Source organism: Paenibacillus sp. UNC217MF, from assembly GCF_000686865.1.
Taxonomy (GTDB): domain Bacteria; phylum Bacillota; class Bacilli; order Paenibacillales; family Paenibacillaceae; genus Paenibacillus_B; species Paenibacillus_B suaedae.
On the sequence record NZ_JMLT01000013.1, the window covers coordinates 115,316 to 132,811 of the forward strand.

Annotated in this window: 15 protein-coding genes; 14 read left to right on the forward strand and 1 reads right to left on the reverse strand. The window is 48.6% G+C overall.

Features of this window, described 5'->3' with window-relative positions; all coding sequences use genetic code 11:
• Positions 1-331 precede the first annotated feature (331 nt).
• The 12 genes from BP95_RS0109085 (at position 332) to BP95_RS0109140 (ending at position 14,697) form a co-directional block, all read left to right on the forward strand.
• Positions 332-1,510 carry a Gfo/Idh/MocA family protein gene (locus tag BP95_RS0109085; RefSeq protein WP_028531970.1) on the forward strand — a complete coding sequence of 393 codons (1,179 nt, stop codon included), beginning with the start codon at positions 332-334 and terminating at the stop codon, positions 1,508-1,510.
• A gap of 119 nt (positions 1,511-1,629) precedes the next feature.
• Complete coding sequence (locus BP95_RS0109090; protein WP_231515080.1) at positions 1,630-2,535, forward strand: ABC transporter permease; 906 nt, start codon at positions 1,630-1,632, stop codon at positions 2,533-2,535.
• Positions 2,536-2,548: 13 nt separating this feature from the next.
• Entirely contained in the window at positions 2,549-3,433 is an 885-nt protein-coding gene (locus BP95_RS0109095) for a carbohydrate ABC transporter permease (protein WP_021255379.1), read from the forward strand.
• Positions 3,434-3,489: 56 nt separating this feature from the next.
• Positions 3,490-5,118, forward strand: coding sequence for a type 2 periplasmic-binding domain-containing protein (locus tag BP95_RS0109100; protein WP_028531972.1), 1,629 nt, complete (start codon positions 3,490-3,492; stop codon positions 5,116-5,118).
• Positions 5,119-5,298: 180 nt separating this feature from the next.
• Positions 5,299-6,021, forward strand: a complete 723-nt coding sequence (locus BP95_RS0109105) for a FadR/GntR family transcriptional regulator (RefSeq protein ID WP_021255377.1) — start codon at positions 5,299-5,301, stop codon at positions 6,019-6,021.
• Between the two features lie 158 nt (positions 6,022-6,179).
• Entirely contained in the window at positions 6,180-7,547 is a 1,368-nt protein-coding gene (locus BP95_RS0109110) for an acyclic terpene utilization AtuA family protein (RefSeq protein ID WP_021255376.1), read from the forward strand.
• A 2-nt stretch (positions 7,548-7,549) separates the two neighbouring features.
• Complete coding sequence (locus BP95_RS0109115; RefSeq protein WP_021255375.1) at positions 7,550-7,858, forward strand: DUF4387 domain-containing protein; 309 nt, start codon at positions 7,550-7,552, stop codon at positions 7,856-7,858.
• 24 nt (positions 7,859-7,882) lie between these two features.
• Positions 7,883-8,785: an ABC transporter permease gene (locus BP95_RS0109120; protein ID WP_028531973.1), complete on the forward strand. Its 903-nt coding sequence runs from the start codon at positions 7,883-7,885 to the stop codon at positions 8,783-8,785.
• 13 nt (positions 8,786-8,798) lie between these two features.
• Positions 8,799-9,680: a carbohydrate ABC transporter permease gene (locus BP95_RS0109125; protein ID WP_021255373.1), complete on the forward strand. Its 882-nt coding sequence runs from the start codon at positions 8,799-8,801 to the stop codon at positions 9,678-9,680.
• Positions 9,681-9,792: 112 nt separating this feature from the next.
• Positions 9,793-11,247, forward strand: a complete 1,455-nt coding sequence (locus BP95_RS0109130; RefSeq protein ID WP_028531975.1) for an extracellular solute-binding protein — start codon at positions 9,793-9,795, stop codon at positions 11,245-11,247.
• Positions 11,248-11,333: 86 nt separating this feature from the next.
• The gene (locus tag BP95_RS0109135) at positions 11,334-12,494 is read left to right on the forward strand and encodes an ADP-ribosylglycohydrolase family protein (protein WP_021255371.1); all 1,161 of its coding nucleotides are present in this window, start codon (positions 11,334-11,336) and stop codon (positions 12,492-12,494) included.
• A gap of 100 nt (positions 12,495-12,594) precedes the next feature.
• The gene (locus tag BP95_RS0109140; protein WP_021255370.1) at positions 12,595-14,697 is read left to right on the forward strand and encodes an ADP-ribosylglycohydrolase family protein; all 2,103 of its coding nucleotides are present in this window, start codon (positions 12,595-12,597) and stop codon (positions 14,695-14,697) included.
• Between the two features lie 100 nt (positions 14,698-14,797).
• Here the strand turns inward: BP95_RS0109140 and BP95_RS0109145 are convergent, their stop codons facing one another.
• Positions 14,798-15,184 carry a helix-turn-helix domain-containing protein gene (locus tag BP95_RS0109145; RefSeq protein WP_021261022.1) on the reverse strand — a complete coding sequence of 129 codons (387 nt, stop codon included), beginning with the start codon at positions 15,182-15,184 and terminating at the stop codon, positions 14,798-14,800.
• A 174-nt stretch (positions 15,185-15,358) separates the two neighbouring features.
• Between BP95_RS0109145 and BP95_RS0109150 the strand changes: the two genes are divergently transcribed.
• Both BP95_RS0109150 and BP95_RS0109155 read left to right on the forward strand, forming a co-directional pair.
• Positions 15,359-15,667, forward strand: coding sequence for a hypothetical protein (locus BP95_RS0109150; protein WP_028531976.1), 309 nt, complete (start codon positions 15,359-15,361; stop codon positions 15,665-15,667).
• A gap of 176 nt (positions 15,668-15,843) precedes the next feature.
• A complete protein-coding gene (locus tag BP95_RS0109155; protein ID WP_028531977.1) occupies positions 15,844-17,475 on the forward strand; it encodes an AraC family transcriptional regulator in 1,632 nt (543 codons plus the stop codon).
• The last annotated feature ends 21 nt before the right edge of the window (positions 17,476-17,496 follow it).

Genomic DNA, 17,496 nt, shown 5'->3' on the forward strand with positions numbered 1-17,496 from the left:
AAGAAGAAAACTCCTTATGAACCCAAGAATCCAATAGATCTAATACATCCAATAGATCAAGTGCACCTAGATCCTATGAATCCCGTCTCGTATGAATTCTAAATACCTCACCATGGAAGAAGCCGACTAGAAAAATATCTGATTGAACGTTAGCCAATGTGCTGCACGCTTTATTTGCTGACGCTTATTTCCCCTTACCTGCATTTAGCTGCTGCACAAGAGAACTAGCGGCATCGCGTATTGAAAGCGCTTTACTATAGAGGGCGATGTGCTGCTGCAAGCGGGCATTTTGCACAAGGCTTGCAAGCATAATCGAGAGGAGAATGAGGAAATGAAGACAGAGAAGCAAGTTCGAATTGGCATGATTGGTGCACGTGGAAGAGGGACAATCGCGAAATATTGGCATCAGCCGGAGGGACGATCCATTGTAGTGGGCGCAGCTGATATTTATCCGGAGCGCCTTCAGGAATTCAAGGATGATGTTAACCCGGACGCGTTCGTCACGACAGACTATCGGGAACTCCTTGCACGCGAAGATATCGACGCGATTGCGGTGACCTCGCCTGATTTTTGTCATGAGGAGCATGCCGTAGCAGCGCTTAAGGCAGGCAAACATGTATTTTGCGAGAAGCCGCTGGCGATTACGGTGGAAGGCTGCGACAACATTTTGAACGCATGGAAGGAATCCGGCAAGCGTCTGATGGTTGGTTTTAATATGCGCTACATGAACATGTACCGCACAATGAAGGAAATTGTGGATTCTGGTGTAATTGGCGAGATCAAGGCTGTTTGGGTAAGACATTTTGTAGGCTGGGGCGGGTATTTCTATTTCCACGATTGGCATGCGAACTCCAAGAACAGCACAGGATTGCTGCTCCAGAAGGGATCGCATGATATCGATATCATTCATTGGATTACAGGGCGCTATGCGACGAAGGTGAGCGCATTCGGCAGCTTGGACTTTTATGGCGGGGATAAGTCGAATGACTTAACCTGTCCAAGCTGTGAGGAGCGGGCAACATGTACGGAAGCGAGCCCAGGGAGACTGATCGAATGTGCATTCCGTGAAGAGGTGAATGTGGAGGACAACAATATGGTCATTATGGAGCTGGAAGGCGGGATTAAGGCGTCCTATCTACAATGCCACTTCACACCGGATTATCAGCGGAACTACACCTTTATTGGCACGGAAGGCCGGATGGAAAATAACGAAATGGAAGACAAAGTATACGTATGGACACGCAAATCCAATACAGAGCGCGAGCTGGCAGATCGCGTGTATCAGATTAAGGAGGCGAAGGGATCGCATGGCGGAGCGGATCCGAACATTTGCAAGGACTTCGTCGATATGATTCTGCATGGGAAGGAGCCGATAGCAACTCCACTTGCGGGTCGTATGAGCGTGGCTGTAGGTTGTGCGGCAACCGAGTCGATTCGCCAAGGCGGCGGCGTTGTCCCTGTCTCGCCAATACCGAATTTGGATGCTACCGCTATCCTATCGGAGGGCTAATCCATGAAGCAGCCGGATAGCTTGCACGTAGACGATGCATCAGGGAGGAAGAGGCGATGAAGGCAACTGAACTTGCAATGCAGCGTTCCAGTGAGCTTGAACCTGGGCGCAACAGTCGAATGGAGCGGATCCGCAGGGGGCTGGTGAAGAATTGGCAGCTGTATCTGCTCCTGCTTCCGGTCGTGTTGTACTATATCATCTTTCACTATTTGCCGATGTACGGTATTCAGATTGCCTTCAAGGACTTTATGGCGAATAAGGGGATATGGGACAGTCCGTGGGTTGGCATCAAGCATTTCGAACGCTTCTTCAACAGCTTCTACTTCGAACGCCTGCTGACGAACACGGTGCTCATCAGTCTGTATTCCTTGGCGCTAAGCTTCCCAATCCCGATCCTGCTTGCGCTGATGCTGAACGAGGTGAAGGCCGAGCGGTTCAAGAAGGTCATACAGACCATTACGTACGCCCCGCACTTCTTGTCGGTCGTCGTTGTTGTAGGGATGCTGTTTATTTTCCTGAATCCGAGTACAGGCATTATCAATCATCTGATCGTGGCGATGGGCGGCGAGCCAATTACCTTTATGACCTCTCCGGGTTGGTTCAAAACGCTGTATGTGCTGTCCGATGTATGGCAGACCATGGGGTGGAGCTCCATCATCTACTTGGCGGCCCTTTCTGGTGTCGATCACCAGCTGCATGAAGCAGCGACCATTGATGGCGCAACACGTGTACAGCGCATCTGGCATATTAACCTGCCTACGATAGCGCCCACGATAATCATTCTGCTCATTTTGAATCTAGGCAGCGTCATGTCGGTCGGTTTCGAGAAAGTATTCCTCATGCAAAATTCACTCAACATGAGCAGTTCAGACATCATCTCCACCTATGTATATCGTACCGGTATTTTGGACGCGCAGTACAGCTTCTCGGCTGCCGTTGGATTGTTCAATTCCGTTGTCAATTTTGCGCTCTTGATTGTTGTGAACTACATTGCGCGGCGTGTCAACGAGACGAGCCTATGGTAAGGGGGGACAGAAGATGATCGATCGTTCGTTTGGCGACCGCATATTTAACCTAATCAATTACACGCTGCTTACCTTGCTCACTCTCATCGTTCTGTACCCGCTCGTATTCGTATTGAGCGCTTCTATCAGTAATCCGGAACATGTGCTGCGCGGAGAAATGTGGCTCATTCCGAAGGGGTTCAATTTTGATGCCTATACGAAAATTTTTCAAAACAAGGACATTCTGCTCGGCTACAGCAACACCATTCTATATACGGTCATCGGTACGGCGCTTAATGTCGTGATGACCATCTGTGCCGCCTATCCATTATCTCGCCGTGACTTGGCGGGGCGGGGACTAGTAACCGGACTTATCGTATTCACGATGTTCTTCGGGGGCGGATTGATTCCTACCTATTTATTGATTAAAAACTTGAACATGCTCGATACACTGTGGGTCATGATTATCCCGAATGCTGTATCCGTATGGAATATCATCATTATGCGCACCTTCTTCCAGCAGTCGATTCCCGGTGAGCTTCAGGAATCTGCGATGATCGATGGATGCACGCACATTCAAACGCTGCTCCGTATCGTACTGCCGCTATCCATGCCGATTATTGCAGTTATGGTGCTTTTCTATGCAGTGGGTCATTGGAACTCGTACTTTAATGCCTTGATTTACTTGACGACGAAGGAGAAATTCCCACTGCAGCTTATCCTGCGTGAAATCTTGATTCAAAGCGATTCCGGCGAGTTCGTGAAGCTGACTTCTGAATCAGCGGTCCGGATGAAGATGAGCGTGGAAGGGTTAAAGTACGCTGTACTCGTTGTAGCGAATTTGCCAATGTTGATTTTGTATCCGTTCTTGCAGCGGTACTTCGTGAAGGGCATCATGATTGGCGCATTGAAGGGGTAGATTGCACGGCTATCGGTACCGGTATTCCAATATTGAATAATCAAGGGGGACATGTGATGCGTTCAAGAAAATGGTTCACATTGACGCTTAGTGTGGTGCTGAGCTTCTCATTGCTCGTAACGGCGTGCGGAGGCGGAGGCGGCGGTGCAGCGAACGAGGGCAATCGTGATGAGCGTGTGGCGCTGATGAACAAGGAAGGCATGCCGATCGCGAAGGACAAAATGACGATGACGGCCTTCGCTGGCAAGTTCTTCGCTTCTGCCGATTGGAGCAAGCTGATGCTCTGGCAGGAATACGAGAAAATGAGCAACATCCATATCGAGTGGGAGACGGTGCAGATCGACAGTCTGAAGGAGAAGCGCAACATTAAGCTGGCTGGCGGCGATTATCCAGAGATGTTTTTCGCCTCTGCACTGCCGAAGACGGACTTAATCAAATACGGTAGTCAAGGAACATTTCTCAGGCTGAACGACCTCATTGATCAATATGCGCCGAACTTCAAGAAGATTATGGAGCAGTACCTGATTGTAAAAAAGGGAATTACGATGCCGGATGGCAGCATTTACGGCTTCCCAACCATATTTGATCCGGAGTTCAAATCGCTGTTCTACGGCACGCCTTGGATGAAGCAGGAATGGCTGGACAACGTGGGTATGAAGGCGCCGACGAATCTGGATGAATTGGTTCAGGTGTTGAAAGCGTTTAAAGAAAAGGATCCGAACAAGAACGGCAAGCAGGATGAGATTCCATGGGGATCCAGGGGCGTCAGCATTATGATCAACTTTTTGCGCGGACCATTTGGATTAAGCAAGAACGGAATAGCCAACCCGAATGTGGATCTTGATCCGGCGACGGGGAAGCTGCGTTTTGTTCAGTCAACTGATGAATATAAGCAATTGCTGCAATATGTCGCTAAGCTATACAAGGATGGACTGCTGGACAAGGAAACCTTCACGATGAAGGATACGGACATTACGTCGAAGGCGAGCGCCGGCTTATATGGGTTCTTGGACGGTGTTGATCCGAAGGCCGTGTACAATCAGGATGGTTATGTGGGGATGCCGGTCATTCAAGGAGTGAACGGAGAAAAGTTGCTGACGAATATCGGCTCGCCGCTTGGCAACCTCGGTATGTTCGTCCTGACGGACAAAGCGAAGAATCCAGAAGCCGCAATACGCTGGATTGATCATTTCTATGGCGATGAAGGCGCTAAGATGTTCTTCATGGGCTTTGAAGGTGTTACCTATCAGGTGAACGACAAGGGTGACTATGAATATCTAGATGCAATTAAGAACAACAAGGATGGTCTGAATCTGGATCAAGCCATCAGCCAATACCTAACGTGGCCGGGCGGCTACTATCCTGGCATCGTGAAGCAGAAGTTCTTCAAGGGTGCGGAGGGCTATCCTTCTTCTGTGAAGAATGCGCAGGATGCAGAGCCATTCTCCGTGAAAATGGAGGATGTGTGGCCATCGTTCAACTTCACACCAGAGGAGCAGGAAGAATTGACGACAATCCAGACGGACATCCAGACGTATATCGACGAGATGCGCGACAAGTTCGCCTCTGGAGCGGCAGGCTTCGATCAGTGGGATGCGTATGTGAAGCAGCTGGAGCAAATGAACATGAAGCGTTACTTGGAAATCTACGAAGCTGCTTATGAGCGTTATAAGGGTGGAAAATAATCTATCATAAGAGCATATGACCCGCAGTGTGGCACTTGAAAAGAGGCTGCCTTGCGGGTCGTTTTTTCGATTAGAAGGATTAGAAAAAAACATTGACACCGTTTTCATTACCAATTACTATGAAGTTGCGGATAATTGGGTCACCCAATTTTGAATGAAACGCATGAAAGGTAATGAGCAATGACGATTAAAAAAATTAAGTACCACCGTGTCTATGAAGATGTCATTGAACAAATAGAGAATCTGATTCTCGAAGGCAACCTGGCTCCGGGAGATGTATTGCCAACAGAAAGAGAGCTTGCCCAAGCATTCGGCATTAGCCGCGGAACCTTGCGGGAGGCCTTCCGTATTCTCGAACGAGAAGGACTCATAGAGACGCGCCCCGGAGGTGGACGCTTCTTGAGCAAGAAGCTGAACGAAGCGGAAGACAAGAAGCGTATGCTGGAGAATATCGAACGAGCCACGATCATTGAGCTGCTCGAAGCAAGAGAGATATTCGAGACGGGCATCGTCGAGCTTGCAGCGGAACGAGCGACCGAGCAGGATATTCGGGAGATTGAGCAGGCATTTGAGAAATGGGGCAAGATTGACCGTGACTCCGATGATTCGGATGATTCGAATGGTCAAGCCAATCCGGATCAAGCATTCCATCTCTCTATTGCCAAGGCGACACACAATGTTGTACTCGTCAACTTGATCGATCTGCATATCGATCTGCTGCAGAAGACACTTGCGAAGACGGAACATATTCCGGGACGCAAGGACGATGTATATAAGGAGCATTACCGCATTTTACAAGCCATTAAGGAGAAAAACCCACAAAAAGCAAAGGAATCACTGCTCTATCACTTGCAACAAGTTAAGCAGAACATTCTGCTCCACAATGGAAGCTCAAAAGGGTGAGCGCATCGCTTCCTTTTGATCATTAAATTGGATCATCCAATTACCCACATTTCCAATACTCCCTAGAACTCACACCTAGACCCTAAAGAACACCGGATAGCAAGCTGCAAACAAAAAATTACAACACGCATTGCGTACTGTGATGGTGGAGGGTACCTATGACAAAAGAACAATTCAAAATCCTGGCCCCGTGCGGGATGCTGGGCTATGGCTTCCCAAGGGCCTCGTTCATGAACGGTATGGCGCATCATCCGGATGCCATTGTCGTAGACGCTGGGTCTACGGATGCCGGCCCCCATAAGCTGGGTGCGGGAACTGCAATCGTCAGCAAGCAGGCTTGCAAGAAGGACTTGGAGATTATGATCAACGCAGGAATCCAGGCGAAGATTCCGATCATCATCGGATCGGCTGGGGGCAGCGGCGCCAAGGTACATGTGGAATGGACGCAGGCCATCATCATGGAGATCCTTGAAGAGCATTGCTTCCAAGGCATCAAAATCGCCACGATCTGGGCAGACATTCCTCACGAGGTGGTTGCTGCGAAGCTGGATGCCGGGCAGTGTGCGCCATTAGGCCTGACGGTTGCGCCGCTGACTCAGGAGCGCTTGGCGGCAACAACGAACATCGTGGCGCAGATGGGGCATGAGCCCATTGTAGAGGCGCTTCAAACAGGAGCAGATATTGTGATCTGCGGACGGGCCTATGATCCGTCTCCATTTGCGGCAGTTGCCATGCTACATGGATTCGATACTGCGCTTGCCTATCATCTAGGGAAAATACTAGAGTGCGCCGCGCTGTCGGCTGAACCGGGTACGACTAAGGATTGCATGCTGGGCATATTGCAGCCGGATTCCTTTATCGTGAAGCCGCTTAGCGAGGTGCGCAAGTGCACAGCAGTGTCGGTTGCCGCCCACACGTTTTATGAGAAGGATCATCCATACATTTTGCACGGCCCAGGACTGACGCTGGATTTGGAGCATTGCATCTTCACGGAGCTTGGTGATGGCAGTGTAGAAGTAAGCGGCAGTCGAATATCGGAGACTCCGGTGTACAAAATCAAGCTGGAAGGCGCTATGAAGGTGGCCTGCCGTACCTTCGTCATTGCCGGTGTACGCGATCCGCTCCTTATTGCACGGATTGAAGAGGTAGAGGAACTGGTCAAGCAGCAGGTGTATGAGTACTACGATGAAATTTCAAGGGAAGACTACCACATTCATTTCATTAATTATGGCTTGAATGGCGTGTTGGGAGAGCTGGAGCCGAATCGGGCACCTGCTCATGAGCTCGGTGTCGTCATCGAGGTAACTGCCAAGACGCAGGAACTGGCGAATGCGATTTGCAGCTCTGCCCGTTCCACCTTCCTTCATTACGGGTATGAGGGAAGAAAGTCGACGGCTGGCAATCTGGCATTCCCATTTGCACCGAGCGACGTGCCGTTCGGCGACGTTTATGAATTTTCCGTCTACCACTTGATGGAGGTTGAGGATGGGCTGGAGATGTTCAAGAACGAATATACAGAGGTGTAGTCATGAAGCTATATGACGCTGCGGCCGTATTTCGAAGCAAAAATAGCGGCCCCTTCGAGATTACGATAGACGTCTTGTTCAAAGAACCGGAGCTCTATTACAAAATGAAGCAGTCTGGTCGAATGAATAAAGAGATAGTATCTAGTTTATACCAAATCCCACTTGAACATATTACGCAGCTTGTGTTTTTCGACCAAGCGCTCGGCTTCAAAATTACGTTCGCCAGACAGGTGTCCTCAGGCACCGTATTCGATCGGGATGTATATGGAGCGCAGCAGCATGCGCCGCTCATGGAATTGGAAATCAGCTAAGCAACCGCCCGGAGGTGAGTGGAAATGAAAGCGGCTTCGAAATTAAAGCGGGTGTGGGCGGACAAAGTGCTCTATCTCCTGCTGCTGCCTTGTATCGCGTATTTTCTCATTTTTCATATATGGCCCATTATCGGAATGAAACTGGCCTTCTTCGACTATCGCATTTTGGGTGACCATGTGTTCGTGGGTTTGAAATATTTCCGCGAATTATTCAGTACACCCATCTTTATGAATGTTCTGGCGAATACGCTCATCATTAGTGCGATGAAGCTGGTGTTGCTTTTCCCACTGCCCATTTTGTTCGCATTAATGCTTAATGAATTCCGCAATGGGCGCTTTCGCAAAGCGGTTCAGGTTATCTCCTATTTGCCTCACTTTTTATCGTGGGTCGTCATTACAGGGATATGGTTCGAATTTTTATCCCCATCGACAGGTGCCGTTAATGAGCTCATTCAAGTGTTCGGCTTTCCCGCGCATGACTTTCTGACTGATAAGGGCAGCATTCGCTGGGTTCTGCTGGCGAGTGAGGCATGGCGCAGCATCGGATGGGATTCGATTATTTATCTTGCTGCCATCATGGGAATCAGTCCTAGCTTGTACGAAGCGGCATATGTAGATGGGGCGAGTCGCTGGCATATTGTAACGCGGATCGTGCTTCCGCATTTGTATATTCCGATGGTCACGATCTTCATTCTCAATGTCGGCTTCATTATGAATGCCGGGCTGGATCAAGTGTTGAACTTCACGAACGATTCGGTCAATAGCAAGATCGATATCATCGATACTTACGTGTATCGGGTTGGTCTCATTAATGGCCAATATTCGTTCGCAACGGCAGCGAATTTATTCAAGAGCTTAATTGGGGTCATCCTTGTGCTGTCGACTCATTTTATATCGAAAAAAATTACGAACAAAGGCGCCTGGTAAGGAGGGATGCATCTTGCGAAATAAAATAACCGTATCCAAAATGCTGATCGGCCTTATCCTCTCAGCACTTGTCTTAACGATGTTCATCCCGATCATGAACTTGATTGCCAGAGCGCTGTCGAATCCAGACAAGGTTCATATGCTGCGGGGCTATGAAATCTGGCCGCAAGGCTTCTCCCTTATTAACTTTCAAGTTGTGCTCAACAATGCACTGGTCAGCAAGGCGCTGTTGAACTCTTTGTTTATTTCAATTACGGGTACATGTATCAGCGTTATCTTTACCACACTCGCGGCCTATGTGCTGACCCGCAAACATTTAGTAGGCAAAACGCCGATTATGATTTTCCTCATTATTATTATGATCTTCGAACCGGGGATCGTGCAGGAATACATGGTCATTAAGGATTTGCATCTGCTCGACAGCTTATGGGCTATGGTATTCTACCGGATGATCAATGTGTACTACCTTATCATTATGATGCGTTTCCTTGAAGAGATCCCGGACTCCCTAATCGAGGCGGCGAGAATCGACGGTGCCGGACATATTCGAATGTTCGTCAAAATCGTCCTGCCGCTGGCTCGCATACCGCTGCTGACAATCGGGATGTTCTATGCGGTTGCGAAATGGAATGAATTTTTCAAATCGAGCATTTTTCTATCGAGTCGCGACAATACCGTATTGCAAGTGCTGCTTCGGCAGTTCGTTGTGGAGCGGGACAGCACGGCCTTAATCGGGACAGCCGATCTGCTGAAAAACAGTAATGTTGCGCAGCTGGATTTCTCATCTCTGAAAGCAGCGACGATCGTCATTGCCATTATCCCGTTTCTTATCCTCTATCCTGTCATTCTGAGACATTATACAAGCGGAGTGATGGAGGGCGGAGTGAAAGAATAAACAAGCTATTGTGATCAAAGAAATGCATTTTGTTCAAAAAATGCAGTAGCCTTCTTAGTGCTGAAAACCATCTATGAACACAAAGGATTATAAATATGGGGGAGGAAATGCAATGAAAAAAATGATTTTCCTTATGCTTGCCAGCTTGATGATGCTTACTACAGCGTGTGGTTCCAGCGGAACGAAGGATGCGGGAGATGCACAATCATCATCCGAACAAGAGGCAGTCACGATATCAATTGTCGGCAAGGATCTGCCGCCTGATGCAAGGGTGATTAAAGGGATTGAGGAAGGCATGAAGGCAGAAGGAAAGAACATTAAGCTGGAGGTCGTTCCAGTACAGAGCGGAACTTATTCGGAGAAGCTGGGCTTACTGCTGCAAAGCGGCACGATTCCGGACATTATGTACTTCCAAGGCGGGGATTACGCATTTGCCATCACGCAGCAAATCCTTGAAGATCTCACCCCTTACATTGAACAATCCACCCATGTCAAAGCATCCATGAACGTGTTCAATCAAGAACGCACGAAAAACTATCCGTACTTAGTATGGCTGTCGCCAACAAGCAGCCAAATTCCGGTCATGCGCCAGGACTGGTTCGTTAAGTCTGCAACAGGCAAGGAATTGCTCGCGGATCCTTCCATAGATAACTATTATCATTTTTTCAAAGAAATGAAAGAAAAGAATGATGCCAAATTTGCCTACACGACAGCGGGCAATCTTGATGAGCTTGATGTGATGTTCGCACAAGCATTCGGTTTGACCTCGACATGGATTAAGGGCGCGGACGGGAAATACGCATTCGGCAAAACTACATCCTTTGAAAAGGACAAGCTGGAGTTCTATGCCAAGCTGTATAAGGAAGGTTTGCTTGATCCAGAGTTTCTAACAAAGAAATGGGATACGAAGGAAAAAGCTTTTTATGATGGCCAAGCTGCCATTATCGCAGGGACACAGGGCAAGGTGATCGACCTGTACAATAACAAAATGACGTCTCAGAATGGAGCGTCGGCCAAGGTAATGCCTCTCCCGCCAGCGAAAGGCAAGGCGCAAGGCTACCTGCCGATCGATGTCAGCAAGGAAAGCCGCGGCTTTGCGATAAGCAGAGTGTCCAAGCATAAAGATTTGGCCTTTGCTGTACTCGAATATTTGGCTAGCCCGAAGGGGCAGATGCTCGACAAGCTCGGCATTGAAGGTGAAGAGTATGAGATCGTTAACAACAAAATCAAGCTGAAGGACAAATTCGCGGAATGGTACCCGCTATTCGTCGGCTCTACGATTAACTTCAAGCCGGAACATGAATTCGATCCTGCGACACCATACCTGTCTGAACCGGCAATGAAGTCACTGGAGATGATTGATTCTCTGTCGAGCAAGGATAATGCCTTCATAATACCAGCCGAACTTGCCGGCAAATGGGACGCCTGCAATGAGCTGTACAAGGAATTCGCAGCGAACATCGTGATGGGCAGCAAATCGGCAGCTGACTTCGACAAGTTCGTGCAGGCGTGGAATGATGCCGGTGGCAAGGAAATTACAGAGTACGCGAATCAAACGATCAAATAGGAAGCTCGAAAGCTAGAGCGTATGAGACTGGATATCGGGGAGCGAGGCGACTGCCTCGCTCTTCAGGCAGGAGGGAGAGAAGCGGGATGGTTTCTTTTGCGCAGCGAGTACAAGGAGCAATCTACGGAACAGCCTATGGGGATGCAATGGGTGCTGTCGTAGAGAAAATGACGTACAGCGAAATTAAAGAGAAGTATGGGCGCGTGGAAACAACGCAAACGAAATGGTGGAAGGCGGATTGGCCGGAGGCAGCGAGGCAGGGGAGAATGAGAGGCCAAGGCATTATTACCGACGATACGTTAATGACGCTCGCATTAATGAATGTATATGTTACGGAACGCCGTCACCTGGATGCCTATGATATGGCAAATGAATTCGTGAAGGAGATTGCGTTTCGGCCACGGTATATTCCGGAATTCGGCCGGGAAGCGCTCATTATGGATCGATTGTTCTATCCCGAGAAGCATATTTTCAATCGGCATGTGCTCGCGAATTGTGAACCGCGCGAAGGCGGGTACGGCAATATGGTCAACTGCGGGGCAGCCATGTATATCTCCCCGATCGGCATCGTTAATGCCTGCAATCCGAAGGGAGCCTATGATGAGGCAATTCTGTTCGCATCTGGGCATCAGCTCAGCTACGGCCTCGAGGCGGCAGGCGTAATGGCATGCTGTGTTGCGAAGGCAATGGAGCCGGGAGCGACCGTACATGATATAGCGGATACGGCGCTGCATTATGCGAAGGACGGCACGAAGCGGGCGATACATGACATTTGCGAGACGGCTCTTCTTCTTCAGTCCCGCAAGGAGGATCGAGAGGAAATCGTTCGTTCCTTCCATGAAGTGCTCGCGCGCTATTCACCAATGGGAGACGATGTGCATCGGAGCATACACAAGATCGGCATCCCATCCAATCACTACACGCCAAGCCGATTGTTCGCCATCGAGGAGCTGCCGCTTGCACTGGCTTATATCTTGCTGCACGAGGGCAATCTGCTGGAAGCGGTCAAGGACGGGGTCAGCTCGGGGCGCGATACGGATTCCATCGGCGTCATGATCGGCGCTATTCTGGGGGCTATGCAAGGCGTGCAGGCCATACCTGCGGAAGAGATAGCTACACTCGAAGACATCAATCAGCAGCGCATCGATCAGCACTGCGAAGCATTCATGGAAGCGGCAACCGCGATCATTGGCACGGATGCACAGATACATCGAAAGAGAGAGCAAATGATAGATCAGATGATGTAACTCATTTACAGCATATGAAAATGGAAAACGTTCTTACGTTCTAACATTCTTACTTCATAACATGCAAGAGAATAACGACTTAGAGGCGGTGACAGATTGTATGATACCGAACAATTATGTAGAGAAGATTTATGCAGGTTACTTGGGAATGAATATCGGGATTCGGCTCGGAGCGCCGGTAGAGCCGACAATTTGGACCTATGAGCGAATTCAGAATACGTATGGCGAGATTACGGGATATGTGAAGGATTTTAAAAATTTTGCGGCAGATGACGATGCCAACGGCCCTTATTATTTCCTCCGTGCACTCTATGATGATGCGGTGGATCGTGACATTACGCCAAATGATGTGGCGCGTGCTTGGCTCAACTATTCTCGCGAAGGCATCGGCATGTTCTGGTGGGGCGGATATGGCGTAAGCACTGAGCATACCGCGTATATCAATTTGAAAAAAGGAATCTCTGCTCCGCAATCTGGTTCGATTGAGCAGAATGGACAAATTATTGCTGAACAGATTGGCGGGCAGATTTTTATTGATACATGGGGACTTGTGAATCCCTGCAATCCGAAGAAGGCGGCTGACTTTGGCGAAGCGGCGGCAAGAGTATCACATGATGGTGAGGGCGTTCTTGGCGCGAGATTTTTCTGTGCGGCGATCTCGAAGGCTTTCGAGACAGCGAACATCGAAGACATTATTGAAGCAGGTCTAGCGGAAATTCCAAGCGATTCCCTCTACGCGCAGGTTGCGCGTGCTGTCCTCGCCTTCCATGAACAGCATCCGGACGATTTCAGAGCATGTCGCGCGATGCTGGAGCGGGATTGGGGCTACGATAAATATACGGGTGTATGCCATATCATCCCGAATGCGGGCGTATGTGTACTGTCTATGATTTACGGACAGGGCGACTTTAACCTCACTGTGGAAATTGCGACGATGTGCGGCTGGGATACGGATTGCAATGCTGGCAATGTTGGAACGGTGCTTGGGGTAGCTTGCGGCTTAAGCGGAATCGGGGAACATTATCGCGCACCGATCAATGACGGCATCGTCATGTCGGGCATCTCCGGTTATTTGAACATTCTCGATATTCCTACATATGCGAAGGAACTCGCGATTCTGGGCTATCGCTTGGCCAATGTGCCATGCCCGCCCGAGCTGCTGGACAACAAGGAGAATGAAATCCATTTTGACTTCGAGCTGCCAGGCTCGACACATAATATCCGCGTATCCGATCCATTCTTCTGCCGCGTAAAGCATTCTACAGAACAGGCATACCAAGGATCGGGATCGCTTGAGGTTCTATTTGATCGCATGACTCGCGGTGAGAGCTCGAAGGTGTTCTATAAGTCATTTTACACTCGGGATGACTTCAACGATGAGCGTTATTCGCCTACCTTCTCGCCGAAGGCTTATTCAGGTCAGACGGTATCGATGAAAATTTACCTCGATCAGTGGGGCGGCAATGCACCGATGACGATCGCCCCATATGTGCGTTTGGCGAAGAGCAAGCGGGATTTGGTACAGGGTTACCGCAAGCTTGTGAACGAACAGTGGATCGATGTGGAATTTGTCATTCCAGACACAGAGGGAGAATTGATTGATGAGGTTGGCATCGTTCTGGAGTCAGACTCTACGCGCAAACCGAAGAGTCTTGGACGCATCTTCATTGACGAATTCCAGATATACGGCAGTGCGGCCTACACAATTGACTTCCACAAGCAGGCGATGAGCTTCGGCTGTGTGACCCCATTCGCTCACAATCAAGGGGCATGGAGCTTGGTAGATGGCAGCATGTACGTGATGACAGCCGAGCCTAGCGAGTCATATGCAGGCAATTATTTTGCGACAGATTACTCGGTTGAAGTTACGCTCAATCCACAAAGCGGCGATTCACATCTCGTTGCGATACGGGCTCAAGGCGCCATGCGCGGCTACCATGCGGGACTGGACGGTAAGGATCAAGTGTCCTTATACGCAAATGACTTCGGCTATAAGAAACTAGCCAGCTGCACTTACCCGTGGAAGTTGAATCAAGAGTACGACATCAAGGTAACCGCAGACGGCAGTACCCTTACACTAAGCATCAATGGTGAGCAATTGCTGCAGCACGAGGATGATGCGTGGAGCTACGGCATGTATGGAGTAAGCACGCTCGGTGCGGCTAGAACCAACTATCGAAAACTGACAATAACGGAGTTGTAAACGAGACGATCGCCATTTTACAATACGAAGAACCCGCGGGATAAGGAGGGCGGGTTTTTCGTATTTGCGACGATTAGGTCGTGATTCTCGGGTGCTGCGTTTAGGAACGCTTATTTCCTTTGGAACTTTTAGCATCCATCGTGTTAAGGAAATCCTTGGTGGTTCGAACCACATACTTGACCTCATCAATCGATCTTTCCATGAGCGTGATTCTATGTAGATCAAGAAGCATCTGCTTGTCTTCGATGCCATCCTCGATGCCGAGCTTCTGGAAGTCAAACAGTTCACTAGGCATAATATCCAGCGCATGCATAAGAGATTCCAATGTCTTCAAGGTTACATTGACTTTCCCGGATTCAATATCGGATATCCGCGACTTGCTCATGCCCTCTTTTCCCGTTCTTTCTGCAACTTGCTCCTGGCTTAATCCTTTTGCGAGTCGAATCATTCTTAGCTGTTCGCCAACAAACTTAAGCAAATCTGACATGATGTTCACCTCAGTTTAGAGGTTATTGAATCGTAGAGGAAAATGAGATATCACTATAACATAACAAAAAGATAAATGTTATACTATAATGGAACTATTATATGGAAAATGATATGAATCATGGATAATTGCATTTCCGTAATCAGTTTAGTAATCGATGTGGAGGAAGAAAAAATGTCTGATTGGGTAAAAGATACCTTGCAGCAACGATTGGAATTCCTTAGGACACAAGTCGAGATACTTCCGGAAATAACAATACTGCAGAATAAATTAGATGAATTGGAGCATTCAATTCAGCGCAAGTTAGGTCGAAGTGGGCGCAGCTTGCACAAGGAATGGGTACAAGTGCAGAACGAGATAGCTTCCATGCAAATGGGATGGATCTATGCAAAGGGCGTACAGGATGGATTGAAGATGCTCATCTTCTTGAACAAGTCAGAGGAAGAATTGGCGATGAGTAATAGCCAGCTCCCAATGAACTAGCAAGAACAATGTCATCAGGCTAGACAAGCCCAACGGTAGGAACTGTTGGGCTCTTTGTAAATGGTTTCATTCACAGCTATATTGACGATGATAATCATTATCAATTATGATGAGGAGGATAGATTCATTATGCTCACCGATTTCTTCTATATAAAGTAGGAGGCAGTATGAAAACGATGAATAAACGGAATCATTCCAGCAGTCGCATTTCCTGGAATGAAGCGATCTATAAACTGCGTACAGCAGAATACCGCAAGGATGTGCAGGGCTATCAATCCGCCCAACAGTGGACAAGTACACATCTGTTGATCATTACAACCCAAGGGCATGGAACGGTACAGCTGGACAAGAAGGACTACTCCTTGTCTCGTGAAAGTGCATATTGGTTCGCCCCTGCTCATACATTCGGCATGAAATCAGAAGCAGAAGATGGCTTAGAGGCCTATCTTTTTTATTTCGATATGTATAGAGAAGCAGAGGAGGGAGCACTGCTTCATCCCTTGCATGATGAACGGGAATTCGAACACCAGGAGACAATTGCGGTGACTTCGGCAGGAGAGCTGACACTTCTGTGCGATGCAGTCGTTCGCATGCATGGCAGCGAGAGTGCTCAGGAACGATTCCGTGCTCAATATGCCTTCCAGGAGCTTATCTATACGCTGCTGAATAAGAAGCCGTCCCTCACTGATCATGGAAGTTCATCAATTGAGAGAGCGAAGGCATACATGGAATTGCACTACAGTGACAGCTTGTCGATCGAGCAATTGGGAGCCATTGCAGGAGTGAGTCCGAAGTATTTCGTCGATTTATTCAAAAAAACATTTGGCCTCAGCTCAAACGATTATTTGACAGAGCTGCGAATGAATAAAGCGAAGCAATTTCTGAATCGCTCTGATGTGAAGCTGCGAGATATCGCGCATCAGGTTGGATATCAGGATGAATTTTATTTCAGCAGGAAGTTCAAGCAGGTGGTTGGTGTTTCCCCTTCGGTTTATATGAAGAGTCGCAGGAAGAAAATTGCCGCATACGGCACTGGAGTAGCGGGCTATCTGCTGGCGCTCAATATTATTCCATATGCTGCGCCGCTGCACCCAAAATGGACGAAATACTATTACGATCAATATCGCTATGATATTCCTGTTCATCTCAGTGCGTACCGTGTCAATGAGCACTGGGAAGCGAACATCGTGAAGCTGCACGAGGCGGCGCCGGATGTAATCGTCAGCATAGACGGGCTTGCCGAGGAGGAGCAAGAGCAGCTTGGTCAGGTAGGCAATGTCTGTCAAGTTCCAAGTACGAGGAATTGGCGAGAGCAGCTAGTGCATACAGCGAAGCTGCTTGGGGAAGAGACGGAGGCTGCGAATTGGCTTGCTCAGTATGATCGCAGAGTGGATTGGGTGAGAGAACAACTTCCACCTGGCGTGAAGGATGAGACCTTCCTCTTTGTTAGAATTTTGAGAAAGCAGATCTATGCATATTGCAATCGTGGAATTGCAGAGGTTGTATTCGATAATCTGCACCTCCAACAGGCATTCCAATGGCCAGAGCAAGTCTATAACATGGAGCTGTCATTGGAGCAGCTTGCCCTAATCAATCCAGATCGTCTGCTCGTCAACGTCTGTCAAGAGAGCGAGACGTTAGCCGCTTGGGAACAGCTGCAGGAAAGCTGGCGATGGCAGCAGCTTAGCGCTGTGCGTCGTCAACGTGTTCACCTGATACATACGGATCCTTGGGTCGAGTATTCTCCAATCGCGATGGAACGAATGATGGATACAATGCTTCAATTGCTATCCGGAAATTGTCCATAACAATTCAGGAATTTATCCATT